1 pseudogene is annotated in these 533 nt (G+C 66.2%); it reads left to right on the plus strand.

The window, feature by feature from the left end:
- Window positions 1–285 precede the first annotated feature (285 nt).
- Window positions 286–533: pseudogene (locus MJ783_RS08755) on the plus strand (serine/threonine protein kinase); the annotation flags it as partial.

Here is a 533-nt window from a genome sequence, read left to right on the forward strand (position 1 = left end):
GCAGGATTCTTGCCCATGCGTGTCTTAAGGCTGACAGCGAGCGTCCATGGGTAGGCGGCGGGAGTCTCACCCGCCCCCCACAGATCCCGCATGACACGCCCGTCACGGGGGGGCTCGTGCCGCCCAGCCGTCAGGGCGTGTAGGCGAGCTGCCAGTGCGCGAACAGACCAGGTTAGATGCCCCTGAACGGCAGGCGTTGACCGCCAGTAACCTGATGGACGTCAATGCCACCGTCATCCACGGGGGACCGGCATGCCGGCAAGGCGGCATTTAAGACCCAACGACATGTTCGCTGGGTACCGCATCGAAGGTATCCGTGGTTCCGGCTCCTTTGGCGCGGTGTACGTCGCGCTCGAAGCACAGGTGGGCGGGCACCGGCGGATAGCCCTCAAGGTGATCGACCCGGCCGTGGGCGTCGATGGCGTTGTCGGCCGGGAAAGGTTCCTGCGGGAGGCCAGAGCGCTGGGCGCCGGGCACCACCCCCATATCGTGCCCGTCTACAATGCCGGCGAACAGGATGGGCTCCTCTACCT

Source organism: Protofrankia sp. Cj3 (assembly GCF_917627355.1).
GTDB lineage: Bacteria > Actinomycetota > Actinomycetes > Frankiales > Frankiaceae > Protofrankia.